The sequence below is a fragment of the Hahella chejuensis KCTC 2396 genome, assembly GCF_000012985.1.
In the GTDB taxonomy this organism is placed as follows: domain Bacteria; phylum Pseudomonadota; class Gammaproteobacteria; order Pseudomonadales; family Oleiphilaceae; genus Hahella; species Hahella chejuensis.
This window is the reverse complement of sequence record NC_007645.1, coordinates 513,190-531,432: the sequence shown is the minus strand read 5'-3', so window position 1 is coordinate 531,432 and position 18,243 is coordinate 513,190. Positions and strand designations below refer to the sequence as shown.

The following is an 18,243-nucleotide window of genomic DNA, read 5'->3' as shown; positions in this document are numbered from 1 at the left end:
AAAAATTTGCGGGCGACATTATACTCAAAATTTAACCAATCGCACGTCGGAAAACCGTAACCGCTAAAAAGTCCGTCAATGTGATACGCCTTAACGTTCAGAGCTGGTTAGAATAGGAAGCCCGGCGCCAGGATCTGTCGGCGCCGACTGGTTAGCTTGTTTTTACCGGCCAAGACCGGCTTTATGACCGCAAATAACCAACTCTGATCATCGCTGGAGGCGATATTATGTCTATATCCATGTACCAGACTTCCGTCCCCATCTTCATCCGCATGCTCGGCAACCTCAATCAAATCCTGGAGAAAGCCGCCGCTCATGCTGAGAAAAAAGGCTTCAACCCCCAAAATCTGGTTAATTACCGCCTGTATCCGGATATGTTGCCGCTTTCTTCTCAGATTCAGATCGCCACCGATACGGTGAAAGGCTGCGTCGCGCGCCTTTCCGGCCAGCAGCCGCCAGTCTTTGAGGACAACGAAGCCACGTTGGCGGAGTTATCCGCCCGGATCAACAAGACCATTGATTACGTAAAAACCTTCACGTCAGAGCAGATCGACGGAACGGAAGAAAAGACCATCCAACTGAAGCTGGGTTCATACACGCCGACCTTCACAGGCCAGCGCTATCTATTGCACTTCGTGCTTCCCAACCTGTATTTCCACATCACCACCGCTTACGCCATCCTGCGCCACAACGGCGTGGAAATTGGCAAAGCCGATTATTTAGGCGTCGAATAATCCTCGCCAGAGTCTTCTTTCTCCGGCCTGACGGCCGGAGCTTCCGTATCCTCGCGTTGTTGAATGCGCCAAAGATTGGCGTAAACGCCGTTGCGCGCCAACAGTTCTGCATGAGTCCCTTGCTCCACAACCTTTCCTTCCTGCAGCACCACTATCAGGTCCGCATCGATAATCGTAGAAAGCCGGTGTGCGATCACCAGACTGGTCTGTCCCTGAGACACCTCCTGAATCGCCTTCAGTACGCTTTGCTCAGATTTGCTGTCCAGTGATGAAGTCGCTTCGTCGAACACCAGAATCGGCGGGTTCTTCAAAATCGCGCGGGCAATGGCCACGCGTTGCTTTTCGCCGCCGCTCAACTTCAGTCCGCGCTCTCCCACCAGGGTATTCACACCCTCCGGCAGATGTTGGACAAACCTTTCCAGATGCGCCATGCGAATGGCCCGCCAAACTTCTTCCTCCGTCGCATCTATACAGCCATAGCGAATATTTTCGTAAATGGTGTCGTTAAACAGCACCGTATCCTGAGGCACGATGGCGATAGCGGAGCGCAGGGATTTCAACGCCACCTCCCGAATATCCTGGCCGTCCACGCTTATAGCGCCGCCATTGACGTCATAAAACCGGAACAGCAGTTTGACCAGCGTCGACTTCCCAGCGCCGCTGCCTCCCACCACCGCCACCTTGCGCTGTGGTTCAATGCGGAAGCTAACGCCTTGTAAAATCGGACGCTGCGCCGAGTAGCCGAAATGGACGTCAGAAAATTCAAGCGCCCCCTGTTCGACTCTCAAGTCAGGCGCGCCCGCCTTGTCAGGCACCTGCGAAGTTCTGCGCAACAGCACAAACAGCTGCTCGATATTAGCGAGCGAGCCTTTCATTTCGCGATAGATAAAACCCAGAAAATTCAGCGGCATGAACAGCTGCATCATAAAGGCGTTGATCAGAGCGAAGTCCCCCAGGGTCATTTCTCCCATCACCACGTTTTGCGCCGCCAGAATCATCATGGATGTCATGGCCAGCGCCACAATAAGCGCCTGCCCGCCGTTCAGCACAAACAGCGACAAGCGGTTTTTGCGGCGCGCCCGCTCCCATCGCGCTAAATCCGCGTCATAGCGTTGCGCTTCATATTCTTCATTGGTGAAGTACTTCACCGTCTCATAGTTGAGCAGGCTATCCACCACCCGGGTATTGCTTTCAGAATCCGCGCGATTGGCCTCCCGCACATACTCCGTTCGCCAATCCGTCGCCACCACGGAATAGGCTACGTACAACACCACGGCAATAAAGGTGATTAGGGCGAACCACAGAGAGTAGTTAATCAGCAGCAGGCTAATCACCATGAGGATTTCCAGCAGCGTGGGCGCGATATTGAACACCATAAACCGCATTAGAAAGCTGATCCCGGACAGCCCACGCTCGATATCCCGAGACAAGCCGCCGGTATTGCGATTCAAGTGGAAATCCAGATCCAGGGAGTGCAAATGTTGAAACGCCTGCAAGCCGATGCGTCGCATGGCCCGCTCCGTCACTCTCCCAAACAGGGCATCGCGCACTTCGCCGAATAGCACATTGCCAAGCCTTGCCGCGCCATAGGCCAACAACAAGGCCAGAGGCAATCCCACCACAATGTTGGCGCGCCCCGAATCGAGGCTATCGATAATGTATTTAAGGATAAACGGCAAGCCGACGCTGGCCCCCTTCGCCCCCAACAGACATAACAAGGCCAGCAAAACCCGGCGCTTATGCTCAAGCAGGTAAGGCCACAGTGAACGGAGAGTCTTGATCCCCGCCTCATTGTCCGGCGCGTCGGTGGCGGAACTGGAGCGTCGCATAATGAAATAAATCAGTCGTCATCAGGGTCAGTGTTGGAATGCCGCCAGCGTTTCGTACGCAACGGCGGATATCGCCGTACATAAGCGCGTCGCCTGTTAGCGGCGTGGATCGGGAACCCACCACTATAACAAGTACTTATAGTTCATTCTCCGCCAATTCTCTTATTAACATGGCAATGATATTGACATGTTAATATCTGGCGCATGGATGCGCCTGCGCGGCGAAGAGCCGCGGGAGACAGGGCATGACATGGGCAGGCCCTGTCGTTGCAGACAAATAGAAGGAAGCTATTTGTCTGCCTGATTAATATTGTGGTTCAGGATCACTATCCCTCTAAAAGTGAGAGACAAGAAACTCAGACATCATCTGCATGGCCCGTTCCGCTGCGTCAATCTGAGCGAATCCATTGGGAAAGACATGCGGCATCGCCTCCCAGACATGCGCGCTGACCGCCGCTCCAGCGGCCTGCACCCGCGTTGCGTATTCCAGGGAATCACTTAGCAATATCTCGGCCGTCCCCACATGAATCTGCAATGGCGGCAATCCGGAATGCTGGCCATACAGTGGCGAAACCTTTGGATCGTAGGCATCATGGCCGGCAAGGTAATATTCCGCGAATGCCGCCACAGCGTCCCGTGTCAGATAGAACTCCTCTTCGGCGCGTTCTGTATGGCTCGCGCCGGTCAGAGCCAGATTAGTCCAAGGCGACATGGTTACGCAACACACCGGCGCAAGTCCGAGCGCGCCGCTTTCGTTGGCGCCGATCTGCTCCGCCAGAGAGAGCGCAAGCCCGCCTCCTGCAGAGTCGCCCGCCACGGCGATCTGACGGTATCCTGCTTCCAGCAATCCTGCGTACACGGATTTAGCCTGGTTTAGCGCCGTGGGAAACGGATGTTCTGGCGCCAGACCATAATCCGCAATAAAAACGTCCACACCGACCCGAGCTGCGAACTGCCCGGCGAAATGACAATATGCATTCGCCGAACCAACCACATAGCCTCCTCCATGAAAGTAGAGAATCACAGCCCCTGACAGGGCATTCTTGACTCGCACCCAGACTCCCGGCACACCGCCCACGGTATCGGTTTGATACTCAACGCCAGCGGCGGCGGGCGTTTCCTCTATCATCTGATTATAACTGTCGCGCGCCTGCGGCCCGTTCAGCATGCCTTTAAAAGGCGCAGATTGCTGGCGTATGGCGTCTACTACAGCAAGGTCCGCCATGCTGACGGGATGATTGATGAAGAGTTCGTTTCGTTCTCTAGACATCTATTTACACCTCTATAAATTGGAAAACTTACAACTGGCGCCCTACAAGAACCGCTACGCGGCGGGTTTAAGAGTCGTCTGCTTGCGCCCTGCGGATGGAACTCATGTAGAATAGGCCATCCCATAAATGAGAATAAATCACCAATATTCCGACGGAGCGTTCCATAAATGAAACAAGCTATCGTCCTGGACGCCCTGGCGTATTTCGATCTCGTCGCACGCCATGGCGGATTCAGTAGAGCGGAGCAGGCTTCCGGCAAACCCAAAGCCACGCTTTCCCGTCAGGTAAGGAGATTGGAGGATCAACTGGGAATTCGTCTGATCAACCGTGACAGCCGTGCTTTCGCCTTGTCTGAAGAAGGGAGATGGCTACATGAGAGAACGCGTGACCTACTGGGCGATCTGAATGAAACGGTGACGGCGTTGACCCACGACCGCGCTCCCGCCCGCGGTCGCCTTCGCGTCAGTTGTCCAATGATGTTTGGTCATATGGTGATGGGACGACGCGCCGCCGAGTTCGCGCAGGCTTATCCTGAAATTCAATTGGAAGTGACGGTAGAGGACCGAGAGGTGGACCTGATTGAAGAAGGTTATGACGTCGTCATTCGCGTCAATCCCCGCCCCGATAGCCAGCTTGTCGGACGTTGCATTCTGAGAAATGTCCAACACCTTATTGCACCGGCAGGACTGCCGCAGCCCACTGACGAGACAGCTCCCGTTCCGGCGGTCGCTCGCTCCAACACGCCAGACGAGCGCATCTTGCGCGTACTGGATGGCCAAAACGAACGGGCTTACCTGCTTCGCAGCGCACTACGCCTCCCCTCTCCTCTGATGCAGCGCGACGCAGTACTCACTGGAGGTGTGGTCGCCGTCCTGCCCTATGCGCTTGTAGCGCAAGACCTGGCGCAAGGAACTTTGGTCGATTGGGGTCGCCTGCCCACCCCGCCAGTGGAAGTCTGGGCGCTACACGCCAGCCGACGCCTCACCAGCGCCAGGATAAAGGCGTTTATAGAATTTTTGAGTGATCGAAGTGAATCCCCTTTAGCGCTATAGCATTCTGTTTAAAAAGAAGACTATATAACCTTCAAACTACTTAGGAGAGTGAAGGTGCGCTCTCAGCCTGTTTTTTCATAGTGAAGTATTTGATCCAATCGCCCTAACTCCGTATCCGCGTACCGATAGAAATATTCATAATTCCTATCTCCAATATGCATTCTCAATCCATACAAAGCGCACTGACATTTTTGCACCTGAAACATTATTGAGGGAAACCTTGCCGCCACCTCTTCAAGCTGCTTGAGCTGAACAAGTTTGGAGGCGATCGACTCTTCTATAGTTTCAATAGAAGCGCAACTACGTCCTATGTACGCCCAACCATTGTCAACAAAATATTGCATCATCCCTCTCCCTGTGGCGTCTTCCTTACGTGCTATTCATTCACATGTCACTCAGCTTACGAGCGCTTCGCCTCTAACAATGCTGTCATGGCTTCAACCTCGGCCGCACAAGAATTTTGATATTCTCACAGTTAAATTCAACACTGGCTCCGACCTCCACACGAACTTTAGAGCCATGCAAGCAGGACACTTCCTCAACGAGCCCTTTCAGCTCTGTCCCATAAATTTCTGTGACTTTTATCGCCGCCCAAAACACCCCTCCACCTTTAGACAGGGTGACCCGATCCCCTTTAACTGGGAGGCTATCAGTCTCAAGCGAAGCAGCAGCGCCTATGTTGACAAGCCGGCCACTGCGATCCCAAGGCATACCCCCCTCCCCATTCTTGTCAGCCTTGTCCAATCCCCGTAGTACAACAACATCCCATTTACTAACAGTACTCCACTTACAAAAAGTTGCGAGCGTCTTTTTATATGGAGTTGGAATAACAGACTGTAGATAAGCGCCAGCCTAAGTGAAGGGGAAATGTTACAGCTTTAGACGCTTCAGTGTGGCGTCAACCTTTTGCCCAGCATCCAGTAAACCTGACGCGACTTTTCTTCTGCGAGAAGCAGCATTTCCTCATAACGTAGCAGCCCATCGCCGGCTTCCATACGCAAAGCTTCGAGCCACCGCTTCTTCAGCGCCTCATTTCTATCCTGCACACCTATCTATCCTGCACACCTATCTATCCTGCACACCTATTTTCCTTCTGTATGCGTTTGCGCCCTTTTTCCATTACGTTACAGCCTGAACTGCGCTACCTGCTCTTTGAGCGTATTACCCAAAAGATGGAGGCTACTAGCCGCCTCTTTTGACTGTTTGGCCCCCGCTACATTGTCCTGACTGGCTTGCTTGATATTCTCAATCGCCGCGGCGACTTGATCCATTCCTACCAGTTGCTGCTGACTGGAAGCTGAAATTTGGATGGCCACGTCGGAGGAGTTTTCAACGCAATCCGCAAGGAGTCGAATCGCTTGTCCGGATACCTGCGCCTGCGCAACCCCCTTATCAACGGACTTGCTGCTTTGTTCCGCCACCATCACCGCCTTATTCATGGCTTTCTGGATATCGCTCAGAATGCCACGAACCTGTGTGGTGGCGTGTTTAGATTGGTCAGCGAGGATTTTCACTTCTTGCGCAACAACTCCAAACCCCCTTCCAACCTCCCCGGCCTTAACCGCCTCAATGGAGGCGTTTACGCCTAATAAATTGGATTGCTCAGCCAGATCATTAACGCTGGAGACAATATCGCCAATAGCCTGACTTTGATCACTGAGCCTGACAATACTCTCCGCCACCGCCGCCATCTGGCTGCGGATATGTTCCATCTCCGTCTGCATACTATCTAGGGCCTTTTCACCCTCCTTTGACGCATCTACTGAGCGTTTAGCGAATACCGTGAGATTGCGCGCCTTTTCACTCGCCAGGGATGCCGTTTGCTTTACTTCCTCCACGGTTGCGGTAATTTCAGATATGGCGGAGGCTGTTTCCTGCGATCCGGTCGCCACTTGCGTGGTAGTGGTCAAGATCTCCTGCGCCGCACTGGACAGTACTGTTATTCCCTCACTTAACTCCAACGCCAGACTCCGCAATCGCTCAATCATTGCGCTGAAGGCGACGCCCAAGGCGTCTGCATCGGATTTCGGCGTTATAGTAATACTTAGATCTCCACCTGCGATCGACGCTGCGCTTTGCGCCAGCTCTCGCAGGTAATTCCCCATTTTGACAAAGGCCTTGCCCAAAGAATCTTTATCGGAGGCTGGCTCCACATGGATATTGAAGTCTCCATCAGCAATCTGCCGGGCATTATTCGTGAGCTTGCCTAAATAGCGTCCCATGTCTTCAAAAGCAGCATTCAAACGTCCGACTTCGTCACGCCTTTCCATAGATTCAGGGTCTGGCGTCATATCTCCTTTGGATATTCGGTTAGCCCATGCGGTGAGTCGTAGCAACGGAGCCGCTACGGTTCGATTCATGCTCCAGATAATCAAACCGCTGAATAACGTCGCGGCAACGCAAAAGATGACGATAGTGGACTGCTGACGACGTATTAACCCATCGCTTTTGGCCAGCAAAACGTTCACCTGTTCTTCCGCAATGGTGGACAGTCTATCTCCGAGCTCCCTGATAGCATTGATCCTCTGTGTCTGTCCCCCTTGAATTAAACCGCGAGCCGAATCAATACGACCGGCTTCAATATCAGGCAAGACCTGTTCCCTGCGAATCCGGTCGTATTCAAGCCACAGCTGTCTCAAACTTTGTAAGGCGAGCGTTCTCTCTGGGTCACCGTTAGCGCGTGAGGACAGTTTATCCAGGCTGCGCTGATTCCTTTCTACTGTGGCCAGAATAGACTGTCTCAATTCCGCTCTATCGCTTTCTTCTCGAACGAGCGACATTAGCAGCATGCCCGCCCGTGCAGAATTTAAATCCGCATTCAGGTTTTTGATTTCTAGTAAGTCGGCAAGAATGTCTCTTGATAGCCGCTCCTGAGAAGCCTGCAGCTGTCTCAGGCTCCATTGTGACGCCAAGAGAGAAGTGAAAAAGAACGCCAACATTAAGGCAAACGCCAGAGTCAGCTTGGTCCCTGTCTTCATATTCAGATAAGCTTGCATCGTCAGCACGGCCTCCTTCCGTTTACCTGTTTCCTCTCAGGTTTTGAACTGAGCGGTCCGGTTCTGCGTAAGCCGCCCCAGTTGATGTAGATTTCGGGCCGCCCAGTTTGGCTGTCCTGGCTGGCTTTCTTTACGCTTTCCATGGCGCTCGCCACTTGCTCCATTCCCACCAGCTGCCGGTGGAAGGCGCCGCAACTCCCTCTTTCAAATCAGCAGTGAGGCTCTGTCAATTACCAACCATAGCGGAGAAAACATTGCCCCCAAATATCCCGCTCCGTACGGGGAGTGGAGGCAGCCAACCTACAGCCATCATTAACAATAAATTTGTGAAAATTACGATAATCATAGACCGCATTTGACGCTTCACCAGGGCGCCTGACTGCTCCAATGTCTGAAGCTAGTGTTCGGATACTTTGAAAAGAAGTAGCGTTTCAGAATCGGCGCTTGAAAGGCGGCCGCTGCCCGTAACTTTCCTCCCATCGAAATCCCCGATCTCTTTTGCACAAACGGGTATAAAATGATGAGGTCGTAAGCAAAGGAAAGCTCAGCTCTCCAAAAACTCGCCGTTTAGCAGTCGTCTTCTGGTTCACTTCACACTAAATCACCACGAATGGAGATCGGCTCAATGAAAAATCAAAAATCCCCAAAACCTCAAAGTATTGCATGGTGCTCACGCACTCAAAATGAGGCTGCCTCTAGAAAAAATTCATGGCTTTTGAGCACATGCGCTTTGCTCATCTTATGGCTTCCAGCAACATCCTACGGAGCCTTAGTTAATCAACAATGGATTTCTAAGGATAAATCTAAAGCTACTGTTACCCTTCGAGGTGGAGAAAGTATAAAGCTACCCAAAAAAGGCGGCGGAGAAGTCACGATAGAATGCAAAGGAGCCGTTGGATGTTCACTCACCCTTGCCGACTTCAAGGATAAAAAAGGGAACGTTACTTACGATACAAACCTGTCCGGCCTCCAAGCAATGACCGGCGCCATTGATAAGGGTTTTGCGACCTTTGAAATCACGACTACGGGCGATTGGGAAGGTCTATTCACTAATAGCATTGTCACTGCGAGCCTGATCGATTCAACAGGCTTCAACGCAACAGTAGGAGTCCCCGGAGATCAGATTCCCCAAGGCGGAACCATCGACTACAGCACAAGGTGGCTTTCAGAAGGCGTCATTGGATTCGATCCAGCCACAATGGACGAAATTACCCTTGGTGACTTTTTCTTGGACTCAAGCACGCCTCTAACGGCATTTGAATACGATGTTATTGACTCATCAGCGCCGATAATCGCGGCGACATTTACTATTGGCGAGATATACCGCTTTAGCACCGGCTTGGAAATCACTGGCGAAGTAACGAAAGAAATGATTGTCCCAGAGCCGGAAGCTATCGCGTTATTCAGCGTAGGGTTAATTGCTTTTTTCAGTTCATCAAGTAAGCGTCTTATCGCTTCTATTCGACGTTTACGCCGGAGCTTTAAATCAAAATAGTCAACCGAGTAGCGTGCGGCCATTGAATACTCCCCGGGAAACCGGGGATGCCCTTTTTCGCCAAGATACGCTGAGCCCTTCCTTCTGCACGTTGGTCATGGCTCGTACAAATGACAGGATCTGCGCATGTCAGACCCTGTCTCCCGCGGCTAGCCGCCGCGCAGGTGCATCCATGCGCCTGATTATTCACATGCCAATATTATTGCCATATTAATAATCAGCTATCCAATGCCGCAATCAATCCGCTCGATTAGCGCTCATCGTAACTCATTGTTTACAAAGAAAATATATTTTTATAAAGTCGCGTACACCAACCTAACGATAAAGTAGAGGAGGAGAGAGAATAGCCCAGGAGAGGGGGAATTAGGGCCAAATAGCATGGGTTAAGGCGCCCCGCCAAGTACGCGAGAACCAGCAGGAACCCGCGTCACCCTGCACAAACCTACAACAAAAAAACAAAGCAGAAGGAGTATTACTGCGACAGCTTTTACAGGGAGTGATAACGGGAGCAAACCTTGTTGAAAGGGGGATTTACAAGTCCTGTGGGTCTGGGCTTGCTATTTCAGGTTGCTTCCCAATGTCTGAGAATTGCCCGTTTCCTCTGCTACCCGATACTGAAATCAAACCGCTCGAGTCCACTGCCTGTGGAAGGAGCAAGAAGAAAATAAGGCCAACCTGAGAAAATTGGCCTTTGGCCAAACTCCAGAGAATATTGAGTCGACCAATCGAGCGCCAGATGCAAGGGGGAGAATGTCGTATGGATGCATGGGGATTTCCTCTTAATACACAAACCAATGTCGGGTGTGGTTAGCCACATAAACCAGTGACAGCATCACCGGCACTTCCACCAGCACGCCAACCACTGTGGCCAGGGCGGCGCCGGAATGCAGGCCAAACAGGGAGATGGCGACGGCCACGGCCAGTTCAAAAAAATTGGAGGCGCCAATCAGGCAAGCCGGCGCAGCAATGTTATGAGGCAACCGGAGCCATCGAGCCCCTCCATAACTCAACACAAAAATACCGTAGGTCTGAATCAAAAGTGGAATGGCAATCAGCGCGATGGTCTGTGGCTGGATCAAGATGGTTTGCGCCTGAAACCCGAACAGCAGTATCACAGTCCCCAGCAGGCCAATAACCGACCAGGGTTTCAAGGTATGTAGAAAGGTCTTTAAGCGAGCACCGTCGCCTCCTGCTTCGAGTCGATGGCGGGTTATCACGCCTGCAGTTAAAGGAAGCACAACATATAACACCACGGACAGCAGCAAGGTTTGCCAAGGTACGGTAATATCATTGACCCCTAGCAAAAAGGCACTAATGGGTGCAAAAGCAAACACCATGATGACGTCGTTGGCGGATACTTGCACTAGTGTGTAATTGGGATCGCCTTTGGTGAGCTGACTCCAGACGAAGACCATCGCCGTACAGGGAGCTACTCCCAGTAAGATCATGCCCGCGATATATTCGTTTGCACTCTGTGGGTCCACCAAGTCAGCAAAGACTATTTTGAAGAATAGCCATCCCAACGCCGCCATGGTAAACGGCTTGATCAGCCAATTAACCACCAAAGTTAACACCAGCCCTTTGGGTTTTTTGCCGACATCCTTGAGCGCGGTAAAGTCCACCTGGACCATCATGGGATAGATCATGATCCAGATCAGCACCGCCACCACCAGGTTTACATGCGCCCATTCTAGTGACGCGACCCAGGCAAACTGATCAGGGAGATAGCTTCCAAGTATTACACCCAGAAAAATACAAAGGGCCACCCAGACCGATAGATAACGTTCAAAAATTCCCATTTATTCTTCTTCCTCCAGACGTTCCAGTTCTGCCTGCCATTGTGCTTTAGGGGTAGAAGGTTGCTGTCTTGACACCTTCACCAGAAGCAGCAGCTTGGTTTCAAGCATATTGATTACTTGTTCAAACTGATGCCGCTTGGACTGCGGGTCTGTTTGTTTAGAGGGGTCCGGCAACCCCCAATGGAGCTTGGCGGCTTGACCAAACCAAACCGGACAAGATTCGCCTGCCGCCTGATCGCAAACAGTGATCACTACATCGGGATGAAAGTCCTTTACCTCATTCCAGCTTTTGCTGTGCAATCCTTCTGTAGGCAGTCCTCTTTCGGTCAGAGCCGCCAGTGTATCAGGATGAATTCGCCCCGCAGGCGAGCTGCCTGCGCTGGCCACAGACCAAAGCCCCGCCCCAATCTGACGGGCCAAACTCTCCGCTAAAATGCTGCGGCAAGCATTGTGGGTGCACAAAAACAGCAATTTCATCGACTCACCTTATATGGAAAAACATATATTTTAGGGGAAATTTTTTTAACAACAGGCTTTCGCTCGCGCCGGGCGGTCTCCCATGCCACACAGTTGCATCCAAGACGCCTTCAGGAACCTCTCATTGGCATCAGCGGTGACTCTTAGAACCTCCTTCGACCCACGCAAGTAACGCCGGATTGACCCGATAGAACACCCATTGCCCCTGTCGACTGTCCAGCAGCAACCCACATTTTCGTAATTGGGCTAGATGCCGTGAAATTTTGGGTTGAATTTCATCCAGCGCGGCGGTCAATTCACAGACGCAGAGTTCGCCTTCTTGTTGAATCAGCAACAGACTGCGCAGACGCGTTTCGTCGCTTAAGCATTTAAAAAGCTGAAGAGGGTCCATGGTCTTTTCTATTACTTTGTCTTTGTATTCACCAAAACAAACATCCTGATGCGGGCGTTTAGCTCACCCAATGTCACACCAAATGGATCAGTCCCAGGCCGGGTTTTAGGATCTTCAAAATCCCAAGCCAAATGCTGTTTGCCCTGGGTGACTTTTTGGCATTCCGACTGCGCCTTATCACACAAGGAAATGACAAAGTCGAACGTCTTACCTCTCATCTCATCCAGGCTTTTAGAATAGAGGTCCTCCGTCGAAACACCAAAGTGTTGCAAAGCCTCTATGGCGCGCAAGTCAATCTTTTCCGGGGCGGTTCCGGCGCTATACGCCTCAAAATGCTCAGAAGCCTAGCTTCGCAGAAGCGCCTCAGCCATTTGGGAACGGGCAGAATTCCCCGTGCAAACGAACAGAACAGATCTTTTCATGGTTCCTCACTTGTGGCGTTAGCTAAGGGCCTTGCGGCCCTGTGCACTTACTTCTGCTGAAAAGCCTTCAAGTACGCATCAAGCGTGGCTTGGTCGGCCGCCTTCACTGTCATGTCATTGAGGCCCGCACCAATGTTGGTAAATTGCTTGCCGGGTTCACCATGCTCTTTAAACTCCTCAAGTGCTTTTGAGCCTTCTTTGAATACCCACAAGCGACCGTCTTCTATTTCAGTCACAAATCCGGGTAGATCAAACTCACTTGCAAAAGTGGCCGTGCCTGCTAGAACGAGGGCAATGGCCAGAAACAGGCGCTTCATCGTAGCTTCTCCTTAACTAGGGTTGTTGGAGAAGTCATCGTATGACGGCATTATGAAAAATCGCATATATGAAATAATTGATATTAGATTTAGCCCGATGTGATCAAATTCAGATAGTTGCCCCCGTTTGCCTATAGCTATCTCTCCTCCAAAGCCACGATAAAGCCGCTCAATTTGCATGACTTATAACTCATTGTTTACAAAGAAAATATATTTTTATAAAGTCGCGTACACCAACCTAACGATAAAGTAGAGGAGGAGAGAGGGAATTAGGGCCAAATAGCATGGGTTAAGGCGCCCCGCCAAGTACGCGAGAACCAGCAGGAACCCGCGTCACCCTGCACAAACCTACAACAAAAAAACAAAGCAGAGGGAGTATTACTGCGACAGCTTTTACAGGGAGAAATGCTGTGACTCGTTCCATAAAAAACAATCTCTTAAGTCGTTCTATCGCACTTACTGTCTTAACCAGCGCACAAGTCTTCGCAGGGTCTTTACCATCGCCAGTGATCGATTCGGATTACTATGATAATGGCGATCCGGCTCCGGCTAAATATGAGTTGGGACGCATGCTCTTCTTCGACAAGATTATGAGCGGCAACCGCAATATTTCCTGCGCCACGTGCCATAACCCATTGCTGGCGACCACTGACGGCCTGTCTCTGGGCATCGGCGAAGGCGGGCGTTTTATCGGGCCTTATCGCACCACAGGTTCCGGCGACGACGCCGTACCCGGTCGTATTGGGAGACATGCCCCCCATCTTTATAACCTGGGCGCGCGGGAGTTCATTCATCTCAATTGGCAAGGCATCATGGAAGGCAATGCGGACAAGCCAAGCGAAATCAGTATTCCTGCCGGCCCGGAAAAGCCAGACGGGTTGGATAACGTACTGGCCGGGCAGGCGCTGTTCCCCATCGCCAACATCAATGAGATGATCGGGCAACGCGGCGAGAATGAAATCGCCGACTCCGTCCGCCCCGGCAATGGCCGCTTCCGTCCCATTTGGGAGGGCTATCTGAAACGCATTCGCGCCATTCCCGAATATGTCGAATTATTTCAGGCTGCTTATCCCAACATCAGTCTGCCCGACGATATCAAGATCGCTCATTATGCAAACGCCATCGCCGCCTTTGAAACCCGCGCCTTTCGCGCCGACAACAGCCGTTTTGATCAGTATCTGCGAGGCGGTGTCGACGCACTCAGTCCGAAGGAAGTGGAAGGTATGAATTTATTCTACGGCGCGGCGGGTTGCGACAGCTGCCATAGCGGTAAATTCCAGACTGACCACAGTTTCCACAACATCGCCATGCCGCAGATCGGCCCCGGGCCGGAGGCGCGTATGCCACTAGAGGATCGCGGTCGGACGGAAGCCAGTCGTGAGCAGAGCGACTTCGCCAAGTTCAAAACGCCCTCGCTGCGTAACGTCGCCCATACTGCTCCGTACGGCCACAGCGGGGCTTTTGCTACATTGGAAGGCGTCGTCAGGCACCACCTGAATGCGCTGGAGTCATTGGACAATTACGACACATCGCAAGCCTTGATGCCCTCTCGCAGCGATCTGGATGAGATTGACTTTCAGGGGTATGAGGATGTTTCGTTACGGGACAAAATCGCCCAGAACAACGAACTGCGCCCCAACCCGTTATCGGACGCGGAAGTCAGCGCCTTGATCGCCTTCCTGCATACGTTGACGGACACGGACAGTCTTAATCTCCGTAAACTGATTCCCAGCCAGGTTCCAAGTGGCATTGCGGTCAGCGATTGACCTCGCTCAGCCAGGTAAAGTATCCGCGGTTTGCTCCGCGGATACCACCCGATTGCGTCCCGCGCCCTTGGCTGCATATAACGCTTTATCCACCCTGGAGATCAACGTCTCCATAGCTTCGCCCTCCTCCAGCTCCGCAGCGCCAAGGGAGATCGTCACACGAAATTCCGGCGCCACTTCCGGAAAGGGAATGTCCATCACCGCCCGCCGCAATCGCTCAGCTGTAATGAATGCGCCGTCGAGAGGAGTTTGCGGGAGAATCAGTAGAAATTCCTCACCACCATAGCGTCCCAAACAGTCGATGGAACGCACCAGTGACTGCATGGTTTGCGCTACTTTTTTCAGCACGGCGTCTCCCGCCTGATGGCCATAGGAATCATTGATGCGTTTGAAGTGGTCAATGTCGAGCAGACAGAGAGACAAAGCGCCTGAACTACGTCTACAACGACTGAACTCATTGGATAATTGCTTCATCAGTTCACGGCGGGTGCACAGCCCCGTTAACTCGTCCGTGCTGGCCATCACGCTGATTTTTTCCAATGCTTCATTCAGTTGATGGTTTTTAACCCTGAGGCTTGCGCGCAATTTACTGATAAAACCACCAATCAAAGCCATCTGCGCCATCACCATGAAAAGCGCGGTTAACAGGACAAATTCAGAGTTTGGCGTCACCAGGCGCGGCTTTTGCCATAACAACAAACCCAGCAGCCCCAGATAACCTCCGAAATAAGCTGCGGCGACGCGAATATAACGTTTGGTGTCGATGCCGAGGATTCCGTATAAAAGAGGGATGATAGCCACCATCGCCAATGCGCTGCGGGCTTGATTGTCATCCATGAAATACATGACATATAACGGAGGAAACAGAGAGATGAGCATTTGCTCTTCGGTGAGATTGGGATCTTTCCGTCTGAGGTTCCAATTACTAAGAAAGCACAGATAAAAACCGCCATTAATGGCGACGCTCATAATGAGAAAATGCACTGCATATCTAAGTTCAAGCAAGCCCGACGACCACCCCGCCATTGCGACGGCGAAGGTGAGGAAATAGGAACCGAACGTCATCAGCGTGCGGCGCTTGCGAATGTACTGATGACTTTTGATGCGCTCGTCCAGACTGCTGTTCACTTTCCCTTCGCGCTCCTTTCCTTTCGTTTAATATCGACGCCCTGAAGACGCTCTACTCTCCTCCTGACGCCAAAGGAACAGAACCGCTTAATCCGTCATGCGGCGAACGCCAACCCCGCCTCCTGCCCGTTGCGCCATTTCACTTCCGCAAAACGCTCGCCCCATAATGGGTGTCTGACTGTAACCCGATTGTGCTCGCTGATAGCGCCAACCGCCTCCAGACGCGCGCCGACGCCAGAATAGTCCAGCACCCGACAACGCTCGCCCGTTCCAGTGAGAGTGGCGCTTTCTGTCGCCTCATCAACAAGAATACGTTCACATCTACGAGGATAAAACAGCGGGACATGATCATTGAATGCGGCGTACAGATTGCCTTTGTTGAGGCCAGAGCCTTTATTGTCTGACCTGACTTTCGCGCAGCAATGAATTTTCTCATTCACCCCAAGCTCTAAGCCCGATTCTTCCCGCTGCTGGGGTCCAATCGGGCGACAGAATTCCCCCATGGCGGAATAAATCCCTTTGAACTCATCATGCAAAGAACCCATTTCGCGATGTTCTTCAGCAGTGGTCATCACCATAGACGGATCAGTGTAAAGGCCGTGAACCCTGGCTTGCTCGCACATGAACGCCAGCGTCAAATCAGACAGTTCCGCTTCACTGTATCCACCGCCCACATCGCAATGATTGCCAGGTAACCAAACCTGCAGTATGCGCTGATTATCGCGCTCACGACGCAGCTCGGAAGCGTCAGGATGGTGGGTCCACAGATCCGGGGAGAACGGCTTGCGCAACTCATCAATCGCAAGGGCTTGTACGGCGAACTTCACCGTATCGGATAACTGGGTGTCATGAAACCCCACCCAACGTCTGGATAGCGTGCGCAATCCTGTGATTGGGGCGCCCAGCGCGCCAACCGTGTCCCATACCCCCATAAACTCAATTTCCACCCGCCGATTCTGACTTTCCACCAAGTCAATCAAGCGGCGGGCAGTGAAGGCCTGCGCCAACTTCTCGCGTTCTTCCGGTTGAGTGCGATAATAACGGTAGGCTAAAGGGAAATTCTTCATTTCATATTTCGGCAGCAACCCAAATAAATGGATGAAGCCGGCGAGAGATCTGACTGTATAAGCGCCACGGCTGAACCCAAACAAATAGATGCGATCACCTTCCGACCAGTTGTTAGCCAGGAAGCGATAAGCGTCCATAACATTATCGGATAGGCCAATTCCCAGCGCGCCCCCCGCCAAACGATCCCAAAGGCCGTTCACGCCGACGCCCATATCATAAAACACCACTTGATGAGCACCGTGGTGACAAGGCGTGATGGAGCGCACCAGCTTGAGCACGTTAGTGGGGTGACAATTCAAATCCTGTTCGGATTCCGGTCTATTCCAGGTACCATCACAGCAGACAACTATCGACTTGCCCATACATCCCTCCCCCGTATTACATTGCAGGCCGGTCTTCGATCCTTATCAGAGCAGGCATGCATGGCGTCAATTGCCGTGCTCCGGCAGAATCGAAGAGGCGTCAGCGACTAGAGAAATCCGCCATCTATTTTCCTTTACATATGTTTAAAAAATAGTCTAACGCAATAAAAATGCAATCCACCCTGAAGGCCTTACGCACCGGGGCCACACAGCAGAAAAGTTATCACAGGTCGACGCCATTGGCTCAAACACAGCGTCATATTTTTTTACACTCAGCCCACACCAATAGATCTTAAGCCTTTGTTTTTAAATACATGGCATGGGTATTGCTGTAAAAATTCGAAATTTCTCTACGACCTCAAACTCTCACTAACGGAGTAACGACATGTTCAAATTTATCGCAAAAAGCGTACTGGTCTCCGGGCTGACGGTTTCATCAGCATTCGCAAGCACTATCTCCTGGGATCTGAATGATGGCGTTGCTTACGGCTCTTACAATAGTTCAATTTCTTACTCTAAAGACGGCTTGAACCTGACTGTCACTGCATGGAGCGACACCAAAGGTTCTTCCGACAACAAAGTCGAAGACGCGCGTCTGGGACGTTGGGATGGTCTGGGCGTTTGTAATGACGATGAATACAGAGCAGACCGTTGCGCCTCTCCCGAGCACTCCACTGACAACGACAGTGGCTACGGCGCAGACTATGACATGATCATGTTGTCCTTTTCTGAAGCCGTTAATCTGAGTTCTTTCAAAAACGGCTGGTATTACTCCGACTCTGACGTTTCCCTTCTGGCCTACACTGGCGGGGCTTCCGCTTATGACCTGAATGACAAAGAGTGGAGCAACCTGTTGGGTGACGGCTGGAGCGTGGCGGGCAACTACGCCGACACCAAGAAAAATGAAACCGCGACAGGCACTGATATGGCGTCCAAATTCTGGTTGATTGGCGCCTACAACCCCGCATTCGGCGGAAGCTGGTCTTCCTACAATGACCACTTCAAACTGAGACATGTCACCATCGAGACTATCGATGTTCCAGAACCTGCGACAGTAGCGCTGATTGGTCTGGGTCTGGCAGGTTTCGGCCTGTCCCGTCGCCGTAAAGCGGCATAATTCTCACTAAGATAAAAAA

At 51.9% G+C, this 18,243-nt stretch carries 16 protein-coding genes and 1 pseudogene; 5 read left to right on the top strand and 12 right to left on the bottom strand.

Annotated features, from left to right (window positions below; genetic code table 11):
* Window positions 1-227: 227 nt before the first annotated feature.
* The gene (locus HCH_RS02375) at window positions 228-734 is read left to right on the top strand and encodes a DUF1993 domain-containing protein (protein WP_011394503.1); all 507 of its coding nucleotides are present in this window, start codon (window positions 228-230) and stop codon (window positions 732-734) included.
* Here HCH_RS02375 and HCH_RS02370 read toward each other — a convergent pair.
* Complete coding sequence (locus HCH_RS02370; protein WP_011394502.1) at window positions 716-2,563, bottom strand: ABCB family ABC transporter ATP-binding protein/permease; 1,848 nt, start codon at window positions 2,561-2,563, stop codon at window positions 716-718. The two genes, HCH_RS02375 and HCH_RS02370, sit on opposite strands and share 19 nt — an antisense overlap.
* Before the next feature lie 334 nt (window positions 2,564-2,897).
* Window positions 2,898-3,833, bottom strand: coding sequence for an alpha/beta hydrolase (locus tag HCH_RS02365; RefSeq protein WP_011394500.1), 936 nt, complete (start codon window positions 3,831-3,833; stop codon window positions 2,898-2,900).
* A 168-nt stretch (window positions 3,834-4,001) separates the two neighbouring features.
* Here HCH_RS02365 and HCH_RS02360 point away from each other — a divergent pair, with 168 nt between their 5' ends.
* Window positions 4,002-4,886 carry a LysR family transcriptional regulator gene (locus tag HCH_RS02360; RefSeq protein WP_011394499.1) on the top strand — a complete coding sequence of 295 codons (885 nt, stop codon included), beginning with the start codon at window positions 4,002-4,004 and terminating at the stop codon, window positions 4,884-4,886.
* Window positions 4,887-5,315: 429 nt separating this feature from the next.
* Here the strand turns inward: HCH_RS02360 and HCH_RS02350 are convergent, their stop codons facing one another.
* The 3 genes from HCH_RS02350 to HCH_RS32055 all read right to left on the bottom strand — a co-directional run bounded on the left by HCH_RS02350 (window position 5,316) and on the right by HCH_RS32055 (window position 7,882).
* Window positions 5,316-5,597 carry a hypothetical protein gene (locus HCH_RS02350; RefSeq protein WP_148212447.1) on the bottom strand — a complete coding sequence of 94 codons (282 nt, stop codon included), beginning with the start codon at window positions 5,595-5,597 and terminating at the stop codon, window positions 5,316-5,318.
* Between the two features lie 176 nt (window positions 5,598-5,773).
* A complete protein-coding gene (locus tag HCH_RS34090; protein WP_011394497.1) occupies window positions 5,774-5,932 on the bottom strand; it encodes a hypothetical protein in 159 nt (52 codons plus the stop codon).
* A gap of 78 nt (window positions 5,933-6,010) precedes the next feature.
* Window positions 6,011-7,882: a methyl-accepting chemotaxis protein gene (locus HCH_RS32055; RefSeq protein WP_011394496.1), complete on the bottom strand. Its 1,872-nt coding sequence runs from the start codon at window positions 7,880-7,882 to the stop codon at window positions 6,011-6,013.
* Between the two features lie 625 nt (window positions 7,883-8,507).
* Here HCH_RS32055 and HCH_RS02340 point away from each other — a divergent pair.
* Window positions 8,508-9,377: a PEP-CTERM domain protein gene (locus HCH_RS02340; protein WP_011394495.1), complete on the top strand. Its 870-nt coding sequence runs from the start codon at window positions 8,508-8,510 to the stop codon at window positions 9,375-9,377.
* Between the two features lie 779 nt (window positions 9,378-10,156).
* Here HCH_RS02340 and arsB read toward each other — a convergent pair.
* The 5 genes and pseudogenes from arsB to HCH_RS02315 all read right to left on the bottom strand — a co-directional run bounded on the left by arsB (window position 10,157) and on the right by HCH_RS02315 (window position 12,783).
* A complete protein-coding gene (arsB, locus tag HCH_RS02335) occupies window positions 10,157-11,176 on the bottom strand; it encodes an ACR3 family arsenite efflux transporter (protein WP_011394494.1) in 1,020 nt (339 codons plus the stop codon).
* The gene (locus HCH_RS02330) at window positions 11,177-11,653 is read right to left on the bottom strand and encodes an arsenate reductase ArsC (protein WP_011394493.1); all 477 of its coding nucleotides are present in this window, start codon (window positions 11,651-11,653) and stop codon (window positions 11,177-11,179) included.
* A 130-nt stretch (window positions 11,654-11,783) separates the two neighbouring features.
* Window positions 11,784-12,044 carry a metalloregulator ArsR/SmtB family transcription factor gene (locus HCH_RS02325; protein WP_011394492.1) on the bottom strand — a complete coding sequence of 87 codons (261 nt, stop codon included), beginning with the start codon at window positions 12,042-12,044 and terminating at the stop codon, window positions 11,784-11,786.
* 11 nt (window positions 12,045-12,055) lie between these two features.
* Window positions 12,056-12,466 (bottom strand): annotated as a pseudogene (locus tag HCH_RS02320) (arsenate reductase ArsC).
* Window positions 12,467-12,513: 47 nt separating this feature from the next.
* A complete protein-coding gene (locus HCH_RS02315; RefSeq protein ID WP_011394490.1) occupies window positions 12,514-12,783 on the bottom strand; it encodes a hypothetical protein in 270 nt (89 codons plus the stop codon).
* A 410-nt stretch (window positions 12,784-13,193) separates the two neighbouring features.
* Between HCH_RS02315 and HCH_RS02310 the strand changes: the two genes are divergently transcribed.
* Window positions 13,194-14,549, top strand: coding sequence for a cytochrome-c peroxidase (locus HCH_RS02310; protein WP_011394489.1), 1,356 nt, complete (start codon window positions 13,194-13,196; stop codon window positions 14,547-14,549).
* A gap of 6 nt (window positions 14,550-14,555) precedes the next feature.
* Here the strand turns inward: HCH_RS02310 and HCH_RS32050 are convergent, their stop codons facing one another.
* Window positions 14,556-15,677, bottom strand: coding sequence for a GGDEF domain-containing protein (locus HCH_RS32050; protein WP_011394488.1), 1,122 nt, complete (start codon window positions 15,675-15,677; stop codon window positions 14,556-14,558).
* A 95-nt stretch (window positions 15,678-15,772) separates the two neighbouring features.
* Entirely contained in the window at window positions 15,773-17,107 is a 1,335-nt protein-coding gene (locus HCH_RS02300; RefSeq protein WP_011394487.1) for a DUF2235 domain-containing protein, read from the bottom strand.
* A 385-nt stretch (window positions 17,108-17,492) separates the two neighbouring features.
* Here HCH_RS02300 and xdp1 point away from each other — a divergent pair, with 385 nt between their 5' ends.
* Window positions 17,493-18,224, top strand: coding sequence for an exosortase-dependent surface protein XDP1 (gene xdp1, locus HCH_RS02295; RefSeq protein WP_011394486.1), 732 nt, complete (start codon window positions 17,493-17,495; stop codon window positions 18,222-18,224).
* The last annotated feature ends 19 nt before the right edge of the window (window positions 18,225-18,243 follow it).